At 60.8% G+C, this 1,300-nt stretch carries 1 protein-coding gene and 1 pseudogene; both read right to left on the minus strand.

Annotation, left to right across the window (positions count from 1 at the left end; genetic code table 11):
- On the minus strand, positions 1-824 hold an 824-nt coding region (locus EN964_RS34900), incomplete at its 3' end, for an alanine--tRNA ligase-related protein (RefSeq protein WP_245490736.1).
- Positions 825-1,121: 297 nt separating this feature from the next.
- Positions 1,122-1,300 (minus strand): annotated as a pseudogene (locus EN964_RS38970) (DNA recombination/repair protein RecA); the annotation flags it as partial.

The following is a 1,300-nucleotide window of genomic DNA, read 5'->3' on the forward strand; positions in this document are numbered from 1 at the left end:
ACCCGGTAGGACGCGACCGTCTCCTTGTCGGGACCATGCCCGATCGCGGACGAGGCCGCGTCGATCAGGTGACGGAACAGATCGGTCTCGAAGACGCTTTCCACCCCTTGCAGGATGGACGCCATCCGCTCCAGGCCCATGCCGGTGTCGATCGAGGGGCGCGGCAGGTCGATGCGCTCCTCCTTCGTCACCTGTTCATACTGCATGAACACCAGGTTCCAGAATTCGAGGAAACGGTCGCCATCCTCCTCCGGGCTGCCGGGAGGGCCGCCCCAGATGTGTTCGCCGCGGTCGATGAAGATTTCAGAGCACGGCCCGCACGGTCCGGTGTCGCCCATCGCCCAGAAATTGTCCGAGGTCGCGATGCGAATGATGCGGTCGTCGGAAAAACCGGCGATCTTCTTCCAGAAGCCGGCCGCCTCGTCATCCGTGTGATAGACGGTGACCAGCAGCTTGTCCTTGTTCAGCCCGAACTCCCTGGTGATCAGGTTCCAGGCAAGCTCGATGGCGCGCTCCTTGAAATAGTCGCCGAAGGAGAAATTACCGAGCATCTCGAAGAAGGTCAGATGGCGCGCGGTGTAGCCGACATTGTCGAGATCATTGTGCTTGCCGCCGGCGCGAACGCTCTTCTGGGCGGTCGAGGCGCGCGAATAGGGCCGCTTCTCCAGACCGGTGAAGACGTTCTTGAACTGCACCATGCCGGCGTTGGTGAACATCAGCGTCGGGTCGTTGCGCGGCACCAGCGGACTCGATGCGACGATCTCGTGACCCTCCTTGCGGAAGTAGTCGAGAAATGTCGACCGGATTTCGTTCACGCCACTCATGATGCTGCCTTTTTGGAAGAGCCGCCGGGCCAACCGGCGGAAATGGGCTCTGCGTTTTAGAAGATTAGGACTTGGCCTTTTAGCCGCCGCGCTTCACCCTGTCCAGAAACACGGAATTGGTCCAATCCACGGCCTTTGCCGGCCGTTCGACCCGGCCTGGTTCCGCCGCCGAAACGCAAAACCGCCGGCACTGGGCCGGCGGTTTCGAAACGCAATAACGCGGAACTCGATTACATAAGCCTGAGATAATAGAACGCGATTATGGCCGAACTCCGGCCGGCATCGCGCACGAAGCTGTTACATCGCGCCGGATTCTTCCTCGAAACCGTCATCATCGCCGCGCTCAGGGCCGCCATTCTCGAGGAATTTTTCGGCGATCAGCCCGGCATTCTGCCTGATCGACAACTCGATCTCGCGTGCCGTGTCGGGATTGTCACGCAGGAACAGCTTGGCATTTTCGCGGCCCTGGCCGAGAC

Origin of the sequence: Mesorhizobium sp. M7A.F.Ca.CA.001.10.2.1, from assembly GCF_003998575.1 — a bacterium.
Lineage (GTDB): Bacteria > Pseudomonadota > Alphaproteobacteria > Rhizobiales > Rhizobiaceae > Mesorhizobium.